Source organism: Mycobacterium sp., from assembly GCF_032162605.1.
Taxonomy (GTDB): domain Bacteria; phylum Actinomycetota; class Actinomycetes; order Mycobacteriales; family Mycobacteriaceae; genus Mycobacterium.
Genome location: NZ_JAVROT010000443.1, coordinates 1 through 2,882, shown reverse-complemented (window position 1 = coordinate 2,882; position 2,882 = coordinate 1). Strand labels below are relative to the sequence as shown.

The window sequence follows — 2,882 nt, the reverse complement described above, 5'->3', positions numbered from 1 at the left end:
AGCAACACGTGTCGTGGACCCGCCGCTTGCTGACCTTCGGTGGGCATGTTGTTGCACCGTCCGAGCTCACCTCGATCCCGCACCCGTTTCTGTGAGGAGGTGACCACGATGACCCTCGATGCGTGGCCCGACAGCACCGCCTTTCACGCGCGCTGCGCCATCCCGGGCCGATCCCTGCGGAGGCAGACCTGGACTGACACGGCCGACTGGCCACCGGAGTGGACCGAGATCACTGTCAAGACCTACCCTCGCCGTCCGTTGGTGCCACTGCCCGATCCCGAGGCGGCCGATCCGATCACCGCGCTGTTGGATCGGCGAGGCTCGGTGCGGATCCCGACCGGGCCCGTTCTGCCACTGGCGGCCCTCGCGACCCTGTTGCGATATTCATGCGGCGTCCGGAGATCCGCGAGCGGCGCACCCGACGCCGGCCGCCGCGTCTATCCCTCCGCCGGGGCGCGGTTCCCTCTGGAGTGCTACGTGCTGGCCAGCCGGTGCGAAGGGCTCGCCGCCGGGTTGTACCACTACGACCCCGTGGGACACCGACTATCGAGCTTGGTCGAGACCGACCTTCGCCGCGACGTCGAGCGGACGTTCGGGTTTCCCTGGATCACTGCCTCCCGGGCGGTCGTGGTGGTGGCCGCAGCGCTGCGGCGCGGCGCGGCGAAGTACGCCGACCGGGCCTATCGTTTCGCCTTGATCGAGGCCGGACACGTCGGCCAGAACGCGATCCTGGTCGGCGGCGCGCTCGGCGTGCCGGTGACACCTGTCGGCGGCTTCGCCGACGAGCCGCTCAACCGACTGCTCGGCACCCACAAGGACGGCGAGCTGGTGCTGTACACCCTGGTGCTGCCGTGACGACGAGCTTGGCCGGTGCAGTCACCACGCACCGGCTGGACAACGGGATGGCCCTGGTTGCGGCGCCCGACCCGTCGGCCACAACAGTGGCGATGTCGATCACCTGGCGAGCAGGGTTCGTCGACGACCCCGACGGTGCCCCGGGGCTCGCCCACCTGATCGAGCACTTGATGTTCCAAGGCACCCGCCGCCACGGTAGACAGGACTACTACCGGGCTTACTTCGGCTCTGGGGGCTGCACCAACGCCTATACCCGCACCGGCCACACGACCTATCACGCCGAGTTCCCGGTCCAGCTGCTGCCCACGGCGCTGGAACTAGAGGCCGACCGGTTCGGTGACTTCGCTCCCACCCGCGAAGCCGTGGAACAGGAGCGGGCGCTGATCATCCGCGAGATCGCCGAGACCACCGGCGCCCGGCCGCTCGGCGGCTTCCCCTGGGAGCAGCTGCAGGCCATCCTGTTCGCGGACAGCGCGCATGCACACAATGGATACGTCACCCCACCAGGGCCGTTCTTGGTGCTGCCGGCGAGCTGCCAGGAGTTCGTAGCCACCCGGTACCGACCGGAGCAGGCCACCATCGCCCTGGTCGGTCGGTTTGACCCGGCAGAGGCACTCGCCCTGGCCGCCGCCGGCATCGGTCAACTGGCCTACGACACGGCGCCGTTTCGGCGTCCGCACCCGATCCCGGCGCCGGCTCGCCGCATCCTGGTCGAGGTGCCGTCGCCGGCGCGGAGGCACGCGCTCGCCTTCGGCTGGCGGCTGCCGGAACCCTGGCTGATCCCGCGGCGTCGCGCCGCGCTCGTCGTCCTCGCCGCCATCGTGCACGGCGACAGCCCCTCGGGTCTCAAGCACAGGCTGCACGACCGGGATGTCCGAGGCGTCGTGCGCGCCGACTTCGGAATGTTCGGCGACCTCGACGAGCTTCCCGAAGCCGTCTACCTGACTGTCCAGGCCTACCACGGTCCGACCCAGCGGGAGACCGTCCACGAGGCAATGCAGGACACCGTGGAGACGCTCGCTCGCCGGCCGCCGCCAGCCGAGGTACGGGCGACCGCGGCCAGGCTGGCCAACCAGCGCCGCCGGGTGTTGGCCGACCCACTCAACAGAGCACAGCAGCTGGCCGAACACCACACCCTGTGGTCGAGCGCACGGCGGCCTTGGACGGTGCTGAGCGAGCTGGCGGCCACCGACGCGGACGCGGTCGCCGACGTCGCCGGTTGGCTGGCTGGTACGGACCACGCCGAAGCGGCCACCCGCCTCGCAGGGGCGGACCAATGATCCCATCCGTCACCGATACCGCCGCGACCACCGGCGGCGCTCGGCCGCTGCTCGACCAGCTGATTGCCGACTGGAACAGCTTGACCATCGAACTCGACGGCCGGACGGTCCTTCTACCTGCCCAACCGCGCGCGGATGACGTGGTGTTCAACGTCGTGCTGCCGCTGCATGAGACCACCCCGGAGACAGTTGCGCCGGCGCGGTTGTGGGCCGCTTCACTCCTGCGATGTCGGCACGGCTCCACCACCCTCCAAGAACGAATCGAGGAGCTCGGCGGCGAGCTCACCATGCGGATCACGGCGGGGTCGGTTGTCCTCACCGGCAGCTGCATCCACTCGTCGCTGACCGCAGCACTGGACGCGGTGCGCCGTGCAACGCACGGCCCCGGACCCGGCCCGGAACGACTCAGGGCGACGGCACGAGAGCTCGCCGACCAGCAACTGCTGTACTGGGACAACATCGAGGCGCGGGCTCAGTCTCTCGCCCGGCGGGCGGCGTTCGGGCTAGCCGCTCCACTGCCGGCGCCGTCGTTGCACCAGGAGCTGACCGGCTTGACCCCCTGCGACGTCGAGGACTACCGGTCGCGGCGTACTGATCCCGGCTGGCTGATCGTCGACGCCGCGGACGCGCCCCGCTGGCCCGAGCCGGATGCCCCGGAATCGAACGGCCTGACTTGCTTCCAGCCAGGCCCCCCCGCGGAACAGGTGGCGCCGATCATCGCGGCGCACCCGGGCCGGGGCATCGCCG

The 2,882-nt window shown here is 70.4% G+C and carries 3 protein-coding genes; all 3 read left to right on the top strand.

Annotated elements, in window-relative coordinates; genetic code table 11:
* Window positions 1–108 precede the first annotated feature (108 nt).
* Window positions 109–855: a SagB/ThcOx family dehydrogenase gene (locus QOI01_RS24740; RefSeq protein ID WP_526385672.1), complete on the top strand. Its 747-nt coding sequence runs from the start codon at window positions 109–111 to the stop codon at window positions 853–855.
* Window positions 852–2,135, top strand: a complete 1,284-nt coding sequence (locus tag QOI01_RS24735) for a M16 family metallopeptidase (RefSeq protein WP_526385670.1) — start codon at window positions 852–854, stop codon at window positions 2,133–2,135. Before QOI01_RS24740 ends, QOI01_RS24735 begins: the two co-directional genes overlap by 4 nt.
* Window positions 2,132–2,882 (top strand): hypothetical protein (locus QOI01_RS24730; RefSeq protein WP_526385668.1); only part of this gene is annotated, 751 nt, incomplete at its 3' end. The genes QOI01_RS24735 and QOI01_RS24730, both read left to right, overlap by 4 nt.

Coding starts and splice junctions, on each gene's coding strand:
- QOI01_RS24740 (WP_526385672.1), top strand. CDS start 109: ATGACCCTCGATGCGTGGCCCGACAGCACCGCCTTTCACGCGCGCTGC.